Raw genomic sequence first — 16937 nt, forward strand, 5'->3', positions numbered from 1 at the left:
TTAATTTTGAAAGGAATCGAAATATTATTATGATTAATGTAGCTACAGTGTTCAGTGGTATTGGTGCGATAGAATGTGCTTTAAAAAGAATGAATATTCCTCACAAAATTATCTTTGCATGTGATAATGGAGAAAGAGAATTAAATATCTCGTATGAAGAAATTTCTAGGCAACTTCAAAATCGAAATAATGAATACGATATACAAACATTTATAAATAAAATTTATGATCAAACAGGAAAAAGAAACTATGTTCAAGAATCATATCAAGCTAATTATAATATAGACCCTAATAAATTTTTCCAAGATATAAGGTTTGTAGATGGGACTAATTATAGAAACAAAATAGATTTATTTGTTGGAGGTAGCCCTTGCCAAAGTTTTTCTATTAGTGGAAAAAGAGCTGGATTAGATGATGCTAGAGGTACACTATTTTATGACTTTGCTCGTCTAGTAAAAGAAATACAACCAAAGGTATTTATATATGAGAATGTTCCAGGAATGTTGAATCATGATAAGGGAAATACTTTTAAACATATAAGCGAAATATTTGATGATCTTAATTATAATTGGAGATTTCAAATTCTAAATTCTAAAGATTATGGTATTCCTCAAAATAGAAAACGTCTATTTATTGTAGGTTTTAGAAATGATTTAGATCTTGATATTTTTCAATTTCCAACACCAATAAAACTTAATTGTACTGTTAAACATTTTTTAGAAGATAATGTAGATCATAAGTATTTCCATGGAGAAAAAGGATTTAAATGGATCACTAAGGATGAAAGTTTAAAAAAACGTGTCAGTATTAATTCTGATATATGTAGAACCCAAGCAGCAAATCAACAATTTAATTGGTGCGGAGAAATGGTATTTAAACCTATAGAACTTGAACCATGGGCGTACGAAGATGATAGAGTATATGTAGGAAAATTTAATAATATTGAAGGAGTGGCGAGAAAGCTTACACCGAGAGAATGCTTACGCTTAATGGGATATGACGATAATTTTAAAATTGTTGTTCCAGATAAACAAATTTATCGTCAAGCTGGTAATTCTATTGTAGTAAATGTTTTAGAGCATATACTACAAAGTATTATAGCCACTAATGTTTTTAAAGGAGATTTATAAATGTTGAAATTAGCAACTGTATTTAGTGGCATAGGGGCAATAGAATGGGCTTTAAAGAGACTAAATATAGATCATAAAATTGTGTTTGCATGCGATAATGGTGAAATTGACTTAGATTTTGAAAACATAGATTTCAAAAATATATCTAACAAAGCCGAATATATTCAAAATCTCTATGAACGAAGCCGTAAAACAAATTTTGTAAAAAAAACTTATATGGCTAATTATAATATAGATAACGATAATTTTTTATATGATGTCCGATTTATAGATGGATACCAATATAGAGGACAGGTTGATTTATTTGTTGGGGGTAGCCCATGTCAAAGTTTTTCAATAATGGGATATCAAAAAGGATTAGATGATACAAGAGGTACATTATTCTATGATTTTGCACGCCTCGTAAAAGAAATACAACCAAAAGTATTTATATATGAAAATGTACAAGGTCTATTAAAACATGATAAAGGTAATACATGGGAAATTATTAAAAAAACTTTTGAATCATTAGGATATAAAATTTCATATCAACTACTTGACTCTAAAGATTATGATATTCCTCAAACAAGAAGAAGAATTTTTGTCATAGGTTTCCTTGATCATAGTACCAATTTTTCATTTCCAAAACCAAAAAAATTAAATTATACTATGCAAGATTTCCTAGAAAGTAATGTAAAAGAAGGATATTTAAAATCCATTAATGGTAATCTATCACTTGAGAATATTCCAGGTATTGTTGATGAAAAATACTTTTTATCTGAAAAGGTAACAAAACATGTACTATCTACAGGAACCAAAGGATACTATACAAAACCCGAAACAGACTTATCTATTGCTAGACCTTTGTTATCTACTATGCATAAAATGCATAGAGCAGGCGTAGATAATTATGTAACAGAAAATGGTAAATTAAGAAGATTGACACCTAGGGAATGTTTACGTTTAATGGGATATGACGATACTTTTAAAATCGTAGTATCTGACACACAGATGTATAAACAGGCTGGAAATTCAATAGTTGTAGATGTGATGATGGAAATAATTAAAAATATTATGATAGCTTATCCTCAAATTTTTGAATAAAATTCATAAAAAAAAGACATTGATAATTAATCAATGTCTTTTTTATTATTTTTTTCTTCTAAACACTCTTTGAATTCTTTACTATAAATATCATAATGATTTTTCGCAGTTGCTTTCTGGTACAAATCTCCAAAACTTTTAATATTTTCATTGAATAAGCGTTTTTCTGTATGATAACTAGCTTTTTCTACATCATGATATAAGTAGTACAAAACTTTATCTTTATAAGTTTCAAAATTCTTTGCAAAATATGGAGTACTTTCTTCTTGAATAGAATCATCATTTCCTTTTTGATTCTTCCCTTTCATGAAAAATTGACCTAACTGTTTATCTTCTGATAATTGCAATCCCTTATCATCCACGATATAGTCATTCACAGTTTTAACAAAATCATTCCATTCCATTGTTTCCGTATCAGAATATGGTAATGAAAATTGATTTTTGTTGGAATCAATTGTAGTAGGAACATATTTCATTAAGAATCGACGTTTGAATGCAGTATCCATCACAAATACATTTTGATCACTTGTATTCATTGTACCAATTAAGTATAAATTTCTTGGAATATAAATTTTAGATTGATATTTATCCCAAGAATGAAACTCCCTTAACTTTTCATGTAAATAATTAGATAGTTGGAAATGGTTAATTGGGTATTCACTTTCTCCTTGCTCATCGCGATCCAAAAGTTGGAAAATATCCCCAAACACACTTGCGCAATTTGCTCGACTCATTTCTTCCAAAATTAAAAATACTGGTTCATCTGAATGAATATAAGCATATACTATTGCTTGAGTAAATGATCCTGGATTAAAGATATATTCTAATTGTCCTTTTTCATTTACTGCTGGCATAATTTGACCTACAAAATCACTATATCCATATTCTGGATGGAAAGTAGTTCGAAAGACATTCTTGGATGTATTTTTGAATTCCATAAGATTTCCCAGTTCCAGGTGCTCCATAAAAAATAAGATTATTCCCTACTATATTTCCGTATTGTACAGTTTTATTATTTGCTTCATAATTTATGTTTAAAGGACTTTCTATTTTTCTTTTTTGTTCATCATTAAAATATTCATGAACGTCTGTATCAATATTCATTAATAAGTATTGCTTATTTTCCCATTTAATAACATTATTATTTGCTTGACAATTAATCCATAAAGAATATTGATATTTTCTTTTTATCTCTTCATGTAACTCATTTATATCATTGTCCTCTAATATATAATTACCATCTCCGTTTTTGATAATTTTTCCATTTTGCACTTGATAAATATTATCTATAAATGCCAAATTATCATTTGCCCTTATAAATTTTAAAATGTATTCATTATCTGATATATTTTCTATATTTTCATCAAATCCATCTGAAATATATAAACTTATACTCCCATTTATTTTTTGTTCAAACAATTCTTGTATAGATAATGATGTAGAGTAAAAATTTCTATTTCTATCTAAACTTTTACATATCTGATATGCTGTTTTGGTAGTTATATTATTGAATTTAACAGTCAATTCATAGCTATTCATCAAATTACTAATTAAAGGAGTTTTTTCTGAAATATTCTCTCCATATTTTATTTTTAAAATTATTGATCTAGATCCTTTATCAATTCTATATTTATTAAACCAAGAAACTAAGTTTTTATAACTTATTTTCCAAACTTCTGCAAAATTCATAATATTTCCTCACTTTGCCTATACTTTGTTCTAAAGTATTAAATTATACAATCATTGATTCTCTCATTACTTTATTATTACATATTAAAAACGGTCCGACAAAGGTACTTCTCTACTTGTATATTTTTTTTCAAAAAGGTAAACTGTTGAACAGATGAATAGAAAGGATTAAAAACATGAAGTGTACATTCACAGCGAAAAGTTTTGCCCAAGTCGCAACATTAGAACTTGAGCCAAACGAAAAAGTCATGATTGAACCAAGTACAGCGTTAATGTGGGACCAACACATTACATTAGAAGGAAAAATGAATAGTAATGGGAAACATGGATTAAAAGGTGTGATGTCTTCTTTAGGACGTCATTTCACATCGGGTGAATCTTTCTTCATGACCTACGCCAAGGCAGATAGCCAAGGAGGAGCTATTTCTGTCGCTCCTGCATCCATTGGTTGTATTCGTCAATTAATCTGCGATGATACTCATCAATACCGTTTAAATACCGGTACTTTTTTAGCTTCAGATGGAGATGTACATTACAACATGAAACGCCAAGAGTTATCTAAAGCGATTTTAGGAAATACAGGTGGATTATTTGTAATGGAAACCGAAGGAACAGGTCAATTATTGATTAGTGGATTTGGTGATATTTTAGAATTAGAATTAAACGATGATTCTTTAGTGATTGATAATGAACATGTTTTAGCTTGGGATCGTAGTTTAGATTATGAAGTGGAAATCGCCTCTGGTGCTTTAGGATTTAAAACTTCAGAAGGATTAGTTAACCATTTCAAAGGGACAGGGAAAATCTATATTCAAACAAGAAATATGGAACATTTCGCAGAAACACTCCCAAAGCATTTAAGTTCCGACGATTAGTCGATGAAATTGGAGATACTGTAGGCGACATCGCATCGGACATTCTTTCATAAAAAAAGAACCGAAAGCAAATTGCTTTCGGTTTTTCTTATTGTGCAATCGCTTCAATAATTGGCGTATCTCCTCCGGTCATCATAATGACACGACGAGAAGTCCATTCTGGATGCAAAATAATTTCTGCTAGAGTCATTGCGACATCTGGGATTGAATTTTTATATTGAGTCGTGTTGGTATATTCAGTTGTAATTTTTCCAGTGTATGGAGTTTCTGTTAATCCTGTTGGTTGTAAGATAGTATAATTCAAATTCGTACTATCCATTAAATAATGATCTGCAAAAAACTTAGCGATATTAAACTCTTCTAAATCCGCTGATTTCAAAGGTTCTTCTTGCCATTTTTCTGGCTGTAAAACATACATTGAACTTAGTAATACAAAGCGATTTACTCCACTTTTTTCCGCTGCTTGCATTGCTTTTACAGCACCAAAAGCATCGATGCGTAATAAATCTTTTCCTCTAGAACCTGCTGTAAATAAAATGGAATCCATTCCTTGGAATTTTTCCGCCAATTCATTAACAGAAGCTTGTGCTAAATCAAGAGCAATGGGTGTAATATTTTCATGTTTTGGTAAGCGATCAAGTGCTCTTCCTCCTGCATAAACTTCTACACCACGTTCTGCTAAATCTAAAGCCGCTTGAGAACCTACTCTACCTGTAGCTCCAACGATAAATACTTTTTTTACCATAATAAATCTCTCCCTTTATTTATTTTCCAAAATAGCCATCACTTTTTCTGCTACTACAGCTCCTGAAGCAGGATTTTGACCAGTTACTAAACGACCATCTGCGATAGCAAAAGGTAACCAGTTTCCTGCTTGTTCGTAGTGAGCTCCACGTTTTACTAATTCATCTTCAGTTAAATAAGGAACTAAACGATCTAATTGAACTTCTTTTTCTTCTGAATTAGAAAATCCAGTTACCATTTTATCAGCAATAAAATAGCTACCATCGCCTTCTTTTAGATTTAAAATTCCTGCGGCTCCATGACAAACTGAGCTAATAATTCCTCCTTGGTGGTAAATATCCATCGCGATTTGTTGCAAGGCTTCATTTTCTGGGAAATCCCAAATCACTCCATGTCCTCCTGTATAATAAATAACATCATAATCGCTAGCATCAATTACATCGACAGATAATGTATTTCCTAAACGATTCATGAAAGATTGATTTTGATAGTATTTCCAATCTAATGGGGTCATCATATCTGCAGTTAAAGAATGAGGATCAATCGGTGTATATCCACCCTTTGGACTAACAAAATCTACTTGATAGCCTTTTTCTTCTACGGCATGAACAAAATGAACGGCTTCTCCTAACCATAAACCGGTAGCACGATCGATGTCTACCCCTTGATATTTGGCAATATTGGTAACAACGACTAACATTTTTTTCATATTTTTTCCTCTTTTCCTTTTTATTTTACAAATTCATCTTAGACCCTGTATTATGGTATAGGTCAAGAAAGGAGTTTTTATGAAAACATTTACGATTGGAGAAGTGGCTAAAAAATTAAATCTGAATGTAGAAACCCTTTATTATTACGATAGAAAAGGCCTTTTACCGTTCGTACATCGTGATGAAAAAGGAAATCGTCGTTTTACAGTGGATGATATTGAAATGATATTAACCATTTTGCATTTAAAAAATGCTGGGGTAACTCTAAAAGAAATTAAGCAGTTCATTTTATGGCGATTAGAAGGAGATCAGACGCTAGAAGAGCGTTGGCAGTTTATCCAAAAACAAGAAAAAATCTTAGAAGAGAAAATTCAACAATTGATTCATGCTAGAGAAATTTTACGCTATAAAGATTGGTACTATCAAACCGCAGTAGAGGCAGGAACAGAACAGATTCATCTTTTGCCTAATACTTACCAGTATAATCAGGATGCCCAAGATAAATTTTTAGAAATGATTGATCAAATGTCAGAAGAAGAGAAATTTCTTTTTGAAATTGAAAAACAAGAAAAATAAAAAGCACTTCCCAAAGAGAAGTGCTTTTTTTGAACGATAATAAAAATTAACGTTTTGAGAATTGTGAAGCTTTACGAGCTTTCTTAAGACCTGGTTTTTTACGTTCAACCATACGTGAGTCACGTGTTAATAAACCAGCACGTTTTAATGGTGCACGGAAATCAGGATCTACATTTAATAATGCACGAGCGATACCTAAACGGATAGCTCCTGATTGACCAGTATAACCACCACCATGAACGTTTACGATTACATCGTAAGCACCCATTGTGTCTGTTGCAGCAAATGGTTGGTTAATCACTTGGATCAATTCTGCATGTGGAATATATTCTTCTACATCTTTTTTGTTCACTGTAATTTTACCTGTACCTGGTACTAATTGTACGCGAGCTACAGAAGTTTTACGACGGCCTGTGCCGAAATATTGTACTTTAGCCAATTGTTTATCCTCCTAAATTAGGTTTGTAATATCTAATACTTCTGGTTGTTGAGCTTGATGTGGATGTTCTGAACCAGCATAAACGTGTAATTTCATACCTTGTTGACGACCTAAAGTGTTTTTAGGAAGCATACCTTTAACAGAAGTTTCCACTAAACGACGAGCGTTTTTGCTACGTAATTCACCAGCCGCGATAGCTTTTAAACCACCTGGATGTTGGCTGTGACGGTAATAAATTTTATCAGTTGCTTTTTTACCAGTTAATTTAACTTTTTCAGCATTGATAATTACTACAAAATCACCTGTATCTACATGAGGTGTGTAAGTTGGTTTATTTTTACCACGTAAGATTGAAGCAGTAACCGCAGATAAACGACCTAATGGAATATCTGTTGCATCGATTACATACCATTTACGTTCTACTTCGCCTTTTTTGGCCATATATGTTGTACGCACGATTTTATTCCTCCAATTAAATAATATTCTTAACTTATTTTTCAATAATTCTTGTTGTGTTTGGCAACATAATAAACTTTCCGGGGCTTATCATGGGGCAAAACAATACCATATACAATAATATGGGATTTTTCTTATAAAGTCAATCAAATTTCCAACTTTACAAAAAGAAAATCCCATATCTATGATTATTTATTTTCTAATTCTAAAATATAGCGAATGGTTTCACGGAATACTTCACGAATATTTTCTTTTTCCACTCCTAATTGTGGGAAAGTATCATTGTAATTTAAGTAGCAATACTCTTGTTGTACACGACAAATTGTTTCCATTGGAATTCCGTATTCACGACCTGCATCGTTTAATAGAGTTTCATCCATTTGTTTGTACATTGGGAAACCTTCGTCAAATGTTAATACTTTAATTTCTGTATCTACATTCAATTCTTCTTTGATGATAGTAGCAAACTCTTCATAGCTTAAGTTTGTATCTCCAATCGCAAAAGTTTGACGATGTTTACCATGAAGTAATGCACCTACAGCAGCTTGTCCTACTTGTTTTGCGGTAACACAAGCAGTGCCTCCTTTAAATACTGGGTAAACCGCATTATCACGAATACGATCAACAAACATTTGCCATAATGGCATACGATTCTTCATTGTTCCAAAAATGTAAGGAAGACGGATGACAGTAACATCCATAATTCCTTCTCCTTCAGCGAATCCCAACTGTTCTTGTAATAAACGAGTATTGATATATGGACTATCTTGAATACCAAGATCTGGGAAGCGCTCTGCCATTTCTGAGAAGTAAGAACCAAAGATTACAAAATGTTTTACTCCTGCTTTTCCAGCTAAACGAACCATACGTTGTGTTGGTAAAACATTTGCTTCATAATAAAAACGTTTTGCTGGAGCTTTCGCTTGGACACGTTCATCTGCCCCTGCTCCATAAACGAAACCATCGCAATCTTTTAACATTTCTACAACGTCTTCATCACTCATTGCATTAATGTCATTTACAAGAATTTCTACATTATCTAATCCAGCTAGTGGATTTTCTTCGGTAATTGTTCCTGCATCTTCTTTTGGAGGTAAAGATAATGTCTTTACAGCAATTCCTTTTTTCAATAATTCTTGTACAGTGTAATAACCTAAAAATCCTGTACCGCCTAGAACAAATACTTTATTCATATCAACCATTCCTCCTTTCTTCCTATTATAGCAAAGAAAAAGGACAACTATAACGATTTATATCAACGAAAAAAGAAAGGATTTACTTTGTGAAAAGATAGATCTTATACCTATTTCTCTGCTTCCTCTTATTTTAGCTCAAAGTCCATATGCACTTCTTACAATACATCAGAAAATTCACAATCAATAATATCAAAATTTACACTTAGAATGAGTTTACGACTTCATTTTTTATTGCTTATTTCCAAAAATCTTTTCTATTTTTTCTATAATCAGTAACTCTTTTTTTAGACATGATTTTTGCTTTTTTAATCGAGCCACATTTTATCCAATCATGAATAAAATAAAAAACTAAAGAAAACGCACCATCAAAATATACATTTACCCAAAAATATAAGGCAATTAAAACAACACACAATAAAACAATAAATATTACCATGACTGATCTCCTACACTACTTTCTAACGTAATCTCTACTAATAACGTTAAACCTTTCTTTCCATGTCTTTTTCACATTATTACTATATTATATTCACTATTTTACTTAGAATCTTTTTTATTTATCGCCATTTATATTTATCCATCTTACTGGAACAAAATAAAACTTGCCAAAAAGTACAAATGACCATATTTTTAAAGCGATCAAAAGTCTTATCCTTAATCAATAAAAATTCAATCATATGGATAACGAGTAATCCCAAATAACAACTCAACCAAATACCAAAAATAGATATAACAATAAAAATTAAAATTGCCATATATTACCAAACTCCATTTCCCCTGCATCATCAATGACAAATGATATAACTTTTTTCCTTTAAAATCTTCTTCTACATTACTATTATATTACATAAAAAATTTAGCCTCGAATTCGAATTATAGGACGACAACCCTATCGAGGAATTTTTTTGTCTTTTTGTATGAAATCATTAAATTCATGCGATTACTCTAAATATAAAAAAACAACGGAAATAGAAAATCATGATATAATCTATATTGAAAAGAATACTAGACAATTATGTCAAAACAAAAAGGACGAGGCTATCACCTCGTCCTTTTACTTTTGTTCACTCAAAAGATTTTATTTAAACTTGTTCTTAGAACTATTTTCTCTTAGAGTTAAGCCATTCAATAATATAATTTGCAATTATACTTCAACTCAAAGTCTTTTTATTTTACTTTTTAAATTTGCTAATCATACCAAAAAGACTCCAAAAAGTATTAGAAATCATTTTCTTCAAATCTTCTTTCCAATTACTTTTATCTTTTTGTGTTAATAAATAAAAAATTAAGCTAATCAAAAATGATACACTATAATAACTAATAAATAATCCAATTAAGGCTAGTATAATCACTAAAAAAATATTCATATTATGAAAAATATTCATACGATCCAACTCCATTTTCTTACACCATTAACGACATAGATTATAACTTCTTATTTTTTCTATACAGTAAAATTTCAGCTTTTGCTTTTTCTTTAGCAAAGGAATAATTATGCTGTACCCAATTTTTAATAAAATGATAAACAATAATAACCAAATAATCTCTAATATCAGTAACTTTAGCATAAAAAATAAAAAATATAATAACTAAAATAATTAGACAAACAATAAATATTACTATGACCGATCTCCTACACTACTTTCTGACGTAATCTCTGCTAATAACGTTAAACCTTTCTTTCCATGCCTTTTTGACATTATTACTATATTATATTCACTATTTTACTTAGAGTCTTTTTTATTAGCTTTTCGTTTCTTATATTTTTCCATCCATTGTAAAAGGTAAATCGATTTCCAATCTTTTTTAAAACTTTCTATCGAACAATCTAAACCTTTTGGTAAATAAATAATGAAATCTAATATACTAAAGAAAAAAGTATAAACGATATTTCCACCTAAAATAAAAAATGGCAGTAATACTAAAAAAAGAATAATCGCTAATATGAAATAAAATCCTGTTGAAAAAAAATCACTTACTGATATTAATACCATCGATGACTATCCCTCTCTTATCATTTTACTTATAACCACTTTATTTACTTACTATTCACATTTTTATTTTTTCTTTTCTTCTTGTTCTTGATTGCTTCTTTTTTTATCCAAAAATTTTGGTTTATGTGGCAATAAAAATACATACCATATATCATTTTTAAGAGTCTGAACAAATTTTTTATGCGCTCTTTCTTTTTCTTCTGCAGATTTATCTTTTCCACCAAAAACATAAACAATAAAATATTGTAAAGTATCAGATACAATCAATCCAATATATCTAAGTATAAGTAATATAAAGATACAAATAGCAAAAAATAATATCGCCGCAATAATCTCATCTACCATACTTTACTCCCTTTCAAATGCTTATTTTTTCCTTTTATTTTTATTTTATCTTCTTTTTTTGTCCATTCTACTATCTTTATTCTTTAGTAATATAAAAAATAACCCCTGAACTTTCGGAGGTTATTCCTTCTAACGATCTGATTAAACGATGACAGTAATTGCAGCGGCACCAATGATAATCGCTAAACCGATAATCGTCATAATCATTTCTTTTCTTGTTTTCTTTTGACCTAAGAACCAAATACCTGTTAATGTAGCTAACACAACAGAAGTTTGAGAAAGAATAAATCCTGTAGCTAACCCATTCATATTTGGTTGTGCTGAAATTAAGTAAGTTAATGCAGCAAAGGCAAAGAAGAAACCAGAAATAATTTGTTTATAAGTAACTCCTTCAGCAAATGGAGAAGCACCTTTTTCTTTTACCGTTACCCAAATACCATAAACTACACCAACAAGAACCATACCGATAGCTTGTGGTAAAAATGCTTGCATCCCATTAATATTTGTCGCTTGAGGTGCAGCAGAATAAGCCCAGTAACCAATTTCACCAATTAAAAGAACAAGCACTGCTTTTTTCAAAGAACCAGCTTCTTCTTTTGATTTTTTCTCTGACCAAACAGTTAAGTATGCCCCTAAAATAATTAATGCTAGAGCCACAAAACCGATCACTTTATCCATCACAGTAGGCCAATCATGTAAAGCTAGAACTCCCCATAAAGAAGCTCCTAATAATTGGAAAGCGGTAGTAATTGGCATCGCGCGAGAAGATCCAATTAAAGTGAAAGAATAAAAAGTAATAATTTGCGCGCAAGCCCAACCGACACCAGATAAAATAGATAACCATAAATCTTTCCCAGTTGGGAAACCTAAATGCATAATTTGATTATAAATAATAGCAAAGATTAATGTTCCGATTGTAGAACCTAAAATTTGGTTTACCGGTTTTCCACCAAATTTAGAGGCAATAGTAGGATAAATCCCCCAACCAATCAGTGGTCCTAATCCGATTAAAATCGCAAAAGTATTCATAAATTCTCCTCTCTTAATTAAAAGACAACGTTACTTTCTAAAATCACATTCGCATAAGGAGTCATTTCTCCTGTACGAACAAAAGCGTGACAATCATGTAAACGTTCTTTCATTTCAGTATGTGGAATAAAGACAATATCGATGTCTGAAAAACGATTTTCTAATTCTTTTAAAATCTCAGGATTGTTTTCTTTAATTTCTTCCGCTAAGAAAATACGTTGAACTTCTAGTTCTTCCAAAACATTATCTAATACTTGTAAGAAACTAGGAACTCCATTTGTAACAGCTAAGTCAATTTTTTCTGTAGTCATAGGTACAGGCATGCCTGCATCACCAATCGCTAACGTATCAAAATGACCCATTTGTGAAATCACACGAGATAAATCAGAATTAATTACTTTTGTTTTTTTCATTTGTCTTTCCTCCTTAAGCTTCTAATTCTTCTTTAAATGGAATAGAAGGTTGTGCACCATAACGTTGTACGGCAATAGAAGAAGCACGGTTCCCAAATTGAATGGCTTCCTCTAAGTTACTTGCATCTGGTTGTAAGCAACTCATAAACGCACCAATGAAAGTATCTCCAGCAGCAGTCGTATCTTTAGCATCTACTTTAAAGGCTGGAACGATTCCTTCTTTTTCTTTGGTATGGAAATATGCACCACGACTACCTAAAGTAATAATGACCGTTTCTACACCATGATTATGGAATGCTTCCGCACAAGCACGCATATCTGCTTCTGTTTCTACTTTGATGCCAGTTAGTAATTCTGCTTCTGTTTCATTTGGAATGACAATATCTGTTAAGTCTAATAACTGACTTGGCACTTCTTTTTTCGCTGGCGCTGGATTCAATACTGTTTTTACCCCTGCGTTACGTGCGATACGAAATGCTTTTTCAATACAAGCAAGGTCAACTTCAAATTGACTCACTACAAATTGACTGCTTTCAATTAATGAAGCACTTTCTTCGATATGTTCTGGAGTTAACGCCATATTTGCGCCTCCATAAACTAAGATACGGTTTTCGCTAGCATCGTCCACAATAACAAACGCTTGTCCTGTAACGGTATCTTCTAAAATACGAATAGCAGAAAGATCCATCCCTTCTTCTCCAAGAAGTTCTAACATCATTTTTCCTTCGTCATCATTTCCTACAGCACCGATGAAGTGCGTTTCTGAACCTAAACGTTGAATCGCAACAGCTTGGTTGGCTCCTTTCCCACCACCAGCAGAGAATACTTCATGGACATGAATTGTTTCTCCTCCTTGTGGCATTCTTGGTGTACGAACCATATGGTCCAAGTTAATGCTTCCAACAACGGTTACCTTATTCATTTGATTTGCTCCTCCTATTAAAAGATAGTTCTATTTTAACACTTTTTTTATTTTTAGTTAAGATAAAAAGCGATATCTTTTCATGATATCGCTTTCTTAATGTATTTTATTTTTGATATTTTACTTCTTCTAAGAACAAACCTTCTGGCGGAGCTGCCCATAAAACTTGGGTTTGATCTTTTCTTTCTAAAATTTCTTCTATCGAATCATCGAGACGACCATTCCCTAGACGTAGAAGTGTCCCTGTTATTAAACGAACCATTTTGTACAAAAAACCATTCCCATAATAAGTAAAAATGAGTTGATTTTTTATAACATCTTTCTCAATTTGAATGTCATAAATCGTTCGTACTTTATCTTCCACACTCGTTCCGGTAGCACAAAAACTAGTAAAATCATGAGTCCCGATTAATTGTTGAGCACCAGCTTTCATTTTTTCTATATCTAATTCATACGGAAAATGAGCCGCATAACGACGTAAAAAAGGATCACGACTGCGATTTAAGTCGACATAGTAGCGATATACCTTTTCATGAGGTTGATAACGACAATGAAAGTCATCAGGGACCTCATAAAGATAAGGCACACTGATATCATCTGGAGTTTGCGTGTCTAACGCAAAGCGCAGTTTTTCCACTGGACGAGCATGAAGTAAATCAAAGTGAATCACTTGACCTCTTGCATGAACGCCAGCATCTGTTCGACCTGAACCATGAACGGTAACCTCTTTTTTTCCATTTAAACGATACAACGTTTTTTCTAATTCTCCTTGCACCGTTCGTTGTTCTTTTTGGCGTTGGAAACCAAAAAAATCAGTTCCATCATAAGCAATGATTGCACAATATCGCATCTTATAACCTACCTAACCATAAAATGAGTGGACACAATAGAATAAAGAAAATAATAGTCCACGTGTCTTTTGTTTGCCAATGTAACGCACGATACTTTGTACGTTGGTCTCCTCCTTGGTAACAACGTGCTTCCATCGCGTCTGCTAGTTCTTCTGCACGATTAAAACTAGAAACAAAAAGCGGAATTAATAAAGGAACCATCGCTTTAATTCGTTGGAATAAACTTCCTTGATCAAACTCTACCCCACGTGCACGTTGCGCATCCATAATTTTATCCGTTTCATCCATCAAGGTTGGTACAAAGCGCAAAGCAATAGAGAGCATTAACGCAAATTCATGCACTGGCACATGTAATTTTTCTAATGGCCGTAATAACGATTCACAAGCATCCGCAATGGCAATAGAAGGAGTGGATAACGTTAACAAAGTAGAGATAAAAATAATTAAGACAAAACGCAAAAAGATAAAAATCGCATTTTGAATTCCTTCTTTCGAGATGGTAATCATGCCCCATTGGAAATAGATTTCACTACCACCAGAAAAAAGCAATTGTAAAAGGACCGTGAATAAAATCAGTCCAATCACTGGCTTTAATCCTTTAAAAAAAGTACTCCACTTAATTTTAGATAACGTGATTCCTAATGCTACGACAAGAAACATCACTCCATAGGTCCAAACATTATTGCAAAGAAAAATCAAAATAATGAAATAAATCGAAGCTAATAATTTCACCCTTGGATCTAAACGATGCATAAAAGAATTTCCTGGTACATAGCGACCCAGTAGCATTTTATTCATGAGGCTCTCCCCCCTTTGTTAAAATCGTCCGAAATTCTTCTAAAGTAATCGGTAATTGAGGCATTGGCATTCCCCATTCTTTTAATTGACGAGCAAATTGTGTCACCACCGGCTCATCCAAATGATAGTTTTGTAAAAATTCTTGATCTTGGAATAACTGTTGTGGTGTCATTTCCGCAATTTTTTCTCCTTGATCCATAACAATAACTTTTTTGGCATATTGAGAAACGTCTTCCATATCATGAGTCACTAAAAGAATCGTCATTCCTGACTCATTTAAAGTTTGGAATAACTCCATCATCTCTTGATGTCCCCAAGGATCTAGTCCTGCGGCAGGTTCATCTAAAACAAGTACTTCTGGGTTCAAAGATAAAATGCCAGCAATCGCCACTCGACGCATTTGTCCACCGGAAAGTTCAAAAGGAGAGCGATCATATAATTCTTCATGAATGCCTACTTTTTCTAATGCTTGTTGAGCTTGTTTTTTAGCTTCTTCTTCTGATAAGCCAAAGTTTTTTGGTCCAAACATTACATCTTTTAGAACCGTTTCTTCAAATAATTGAGCTTCTGGAAATTGGAAGACAAGTCCGACTTTTTGTCGTAAAGTACGAAGAGAAACTTGTTTTGGATCTACCGGTAATTGATAGTCTGTACCTAGTTCTAACGTACCTTCATCAGGTTGTAATAGTCCATTTAACATTTTGACTAACGTAGATTTTCCACTTCCTGTATGACCAACAATGGCAACAAAATCTCCATCTTGAATATCAAAAGAAACATTGTGAAGAGCACGTTGAGCAAACGGCGTATTTTTTTGATAAACATATCCTATTTGTTTTCCATGTACGTCCATAATGCATCTCCCCAATCTTTTAATTTCAAGCTATTTTTTTGTACTGGAATTCCTTCTTCTTGAAACATCATTTTTAATTGTAGTGGAAAAGCTCGAGCTAAATGATATTTCTCCACCAGCGCTTCATTCAATAACAATTCTTCTGCTGTACCTTCTTGAGCAATTTTTCCACCATCAAGAACTAAAATGCGATCGGCTAGCATCATTTCATTGACATCATGGGTAATGGATAAAATTGTCAAATCTTGATTTTTTCGCAAGTCTTCTAGTAAAGTCAACATTTGTTGCCGACCTTTGGGATCAAGCATACTAGTCGCTTCATCTAAAATCAAAATATCAGGAGCTACCGCAATGACCCCAGCTAAAGCCACTCGTTGCTTTTGTCCTCCAGAAAGAAGACTTGGTTCTTTTTTTCGATATTCCCACATTCCTACTTCTTCTAACGCTGCTTTTACACGCACTTTCATCTCTTCTCTAGGTAATCCTCGATTTTCTAAGCCAAAAGCAACGTCATCTTCTACATTGGCTCCCACAAATTGATTATCTGGATTTTGAAAGACAATTCCAATATGTTGACGAATTTTCCAGACAGTATCTTCATTCATTTCCATTCCTAGTACTTTGACCGTTCCTTTTTTAGGAATTAGTAAACCATCAATCAAACGAGAAACCGTAGATTTTCCACTACCATTATTTCCAACTAAGGCTACCCATTCTCCTTTTTGAATTTGGAAATTTAATTGAGATAAGATCGTTTCTCCCTCATCGTAAGCATATTCAATTTCATTTAATTCGATTATTGATTTCATTTTTGATCCTTTCTCGATAAAAAAA

The 16937-nt window shown here is 32.3% G+C and carries 22 protein-coding genes; 4 read left to right on the forward strand and 18 right to left on the reverse strand.

Annotated features, from left to right (window positions below; translation table 11 throughout):
* Window positions 1-29 precede the first annotated feature (29 nt).
* Window positions 30-1130: a DNA cytosine methyltransferase gene (locus tag C683_RS04540; protein ID WP_040388719.1), complete on the forward strand. Its 1101-nt coding sequence runs from the start codon at window positions 30-32 to the stop codon at window positions 1128-1130.
* Window positions 1131-2213: a DNA cytosine methyltransferase gene (locus tag C683_RS04545; protein WP_009490574.1), complete on the forward strand. Its 1083-nt coding sequence runs from the start codon at window positions 1131-1133 to the stop codon at window positions 2211-2213.
* A 26-nt stretch (window positions 2214-2239) separates the two neighbouring features.
* Here C683_RS04545 and C683_RS04550 read toward each other — a convergent pair whose 3' ends face one another.
* Window positions 2240-3151 carry an AAA family ATPase gene (locus C683_RS04550; protein ID WP_051011334.1) on the reverse strand — a complete coding sequence of 304 codons (912 nt, stop codon included), beginning with the start codon at window positions 3149-3151 and terminating at the stop codon, window positions 2240-2242.
* A complete protein-coding gene (locus C683_RS06395) occupies window positions 3087-3902 on the reverse strand; it encodes a hypothetical protein (protein WP_009490578.1) in 816 nt (271 codons plus the stop codon). Before C683_RS06395 ends, C683_RS04550 begins: the two co-directional genes overlap by 65 nt.
* Before the next feature lie 176 nt (window positions 3903-4078).
* On the opposite strand from C683_RS06395, the gene C683_RS04555 reads away from it, so the two are divergent.
* Entirely contained in the window at window positions 4079-4777 is a 699-nt protein-coding gene (locus C683_RS04555) for a TIGR00266 family protein (RefSeq protein WP_009490580.1), read from the forward strand.
* Window positions 4778-4865: 88 nt separating this feature from the next.
* Here the strand turns inward: C683_RS04555 and C683_RS04560 are convergent, their stop codons facing one another.
* Together C683_RS04560 and C683_RS04565 are read right to left on the reverse strand one after the other, a co-directional pair.
* A complete protein-coding gene (locus C683_RS04560) occupies window positions 4866-5522 on the reverse strand; it encodes an SDR family oxidoreductase (RefSeq protein ID WP_009490582.1) in 657 nt (218 codons plus the stop codon).
* A gap of 15 nt (window positions 5523-5537) precedes the next feature.
* The gene (locus C683_RS04565; RefSeq protein ID WP_009490584.1) at window positions 5538-6230 is read right to left on the reverse strand and encodes a type 1 glutamine amidotransferase domain-containing protein; all 693 of its coding nucleotides are present in this window, start codon (window positions 6228-6230) and stop codon (window positions 5538-5540) included.
* A gap of 79 nt (window positions 6231-6309) precedes the next feature.
* Here C683_RS04565 and C683_RS04570 point away from each other — a divergent pair, with 79 nt between their 5' ends.
* Entirely contained in the window at window positions 6310-6807 is a 498-nt protein-coding gene (locus tag C683_RS04570) for a MerR family transcriptional regulator (RefSeq protein ID WP_009490586.1), read from the forward strand.
* A 46-nt stretch (window positions 6808-6853) separates the two neighbouring features.
* On the opposite strand, the gene rpsI is transcribed toward C683_RS04570, so the two are convergent.
* The 14 genes from rpsI to C683_RS04645 all read right to left on the reverse strand — a co-directional run bounded on the left by rpsI (window position 6854) and on the right by C683_RS04645 (window position 16912).
* A complete protein-coding gene (gene rpsI, locus C683_RS04575; protein WP_009490587.1) occupies window positions 6854-7246 on the reverse strand; it encodes a 30S ribosomal protein S9 in 393 nt (130 codons plus the stop codon).
* Window positions 7247-7258: 12 nt separating this feature from the next.
* Window positions 7259-7705, reverse strand: a complete 447-nt coding sequence (gene rplM / locus C683_RS04580; protein WP_341871654.1) for a 50S ribosomal protein L13 — start codon at window positions 7703-7705, stop codon at window positions 7259-7261.
* Between the two features lie 185 nt (window positions 7706-7890).
* A complete protein-coding gene (locus C683_RS04585) occupies window positions 7891-8895 on the reverse strand; it encodes an NAD-dependent epimerase/dehydratase family protein (protein ID WP_009490589.1) in 1005 nt (334 codons plus the stop codon).
* A gap of 238 nt (window positions 8896-9133) precedes the next feature.
* On the reverse strand, window positions 9134-9334 hold the full coding sequence (locus tag C683_RS04590) for a hypothetical protein (RefSeq protein ID WP_040388709.1): 201 nt from the start codon (window positions 9332-9334) through the stop codon (window positions 9134-9136).
* Between the two features lie 121 nt (window positions 9335-9455).
* Window positions 9456-9653, reverse strand: coding sequence for a hypothetical protein (locus tag C683_RS04595; protein WP_009490590.1), 198 nt, complete (start codon window positions 9651-9653; stop codon window positions 9456-9458).
* A 969-nt stretch (window positions 9654-10622) separates the two neighbouring features.
* On the reverse strand, window positions 10623-10892 hold the full coding sequence (locus C683_RS04605) for a hypothetical protein (protein WP_040388711.1): 270 nt from the start codon (window positions 10890-10892) through the stop codon (window positions 10623-10625).
* Between the two features lie 63 nt (window positions 10893-10955).
* On the reverse strand, window positions 10956-11237 hold the full coding sequence (locus C683_RS04610; protein WP_040388712.1) for a hypothetical protein: 282 nt from the start codon (window positions 11235-11237) through the stop codon (window positions 10956-10958).
* A 141-nt stretch (window positions 11238-11378) separates the two neighbouring features.
* Complete coding sequence (rbsU, locus tag C683_RS04615) at window positions 11379-12266, reverse strand: ribose/proton symporter RbsU (protein ID WP_009490596.1); 888 nt, start codon at window positions 12264-12266, stop codon at window positions 11379-11381.
* Between the two features lie 17 nt (window positions 12267-12283).
* On the reverse strand, window positions 12284-12679 hold the full coding sequence (gene rbsD / locus C683_RS04620; RefSeq protein WP_009490598.1) for a D-ribose pyranase: 396 nt from the start codon (window positions 12677-12679) through the stop codon (window positions 12284-12286).
* A gap of 13 nt (window positions 12680-12692) precedes the next feature.
* Window positions 12693-13601 (reverse strand): ribokinase, encoded by a 909-nt coding sequence (gene rbsK, locus C683_RS04625; protein WP_009490600.1) that lies wholly within the window; start codon window positions 13599-13601, stop codon window positions 12693-12695.
* Between the two features lie 106 nt (window positions 13602-13707).
* The gene (gene truA / locus C683_RS04630) at window positions 13708-14451 is read right to left on the reverse strand and encodes a tRNA pseudouridine(38-40) synthase TruA (RefSeq protein WP_009490602.1); all 744 of its coding nucleotides are present in this window, start codon (window positions 14449-14451) and stop codon (window positions 13708-13710) included.
* A gap of 1 nt (window position 14452) precedes the next feature.
* Entirely contained in the window at window positions 14453-15250 is a 798-nt protein-coding gene (locus C683_RS04635; RefSeq protein ID WP_009490604.1) for an energy-coupling factor transporter transmembrane component T family protein, read from the reverse strand.
* Entirely contained in the window at window positions 15243-16103 is an 861-nt protein-coding gene (locus C683_RS04640; protein WP_009490606.1) for an energy-coupling factor transporter ATPase, read from the reverse strand. The genes C683_RS04635 and C683_RS04640 overlap by 8 nt, the downstream gene beginning before the upstream one ends.
* Complete coding sequence (locus C683_RS04645) at window positions 16079-16912, reverse strand: energy-coupling factor transporter ATPase (protein WP_009490608.1); 834 nt, start codon at window positions 16910-16912, stop codon at window positions 16079-16081. The genes C683_RS04640 and C683_RS04645 overlap by 25 nt, the downstream gene beginning before the upstream one ends.
* Window positions 16913-16937: the final 25 nt, after the last annotated feature.

It is taken from the genome of Catellicoccus marimammalium M35/04/3 (assembly GCF_000313915.1).
GTDB lineage: Bacteria > Bacillota > Bacilli > Lactobacillales > Catellicoccaceae > Catellicoccus > Catellicoccus marimammalium.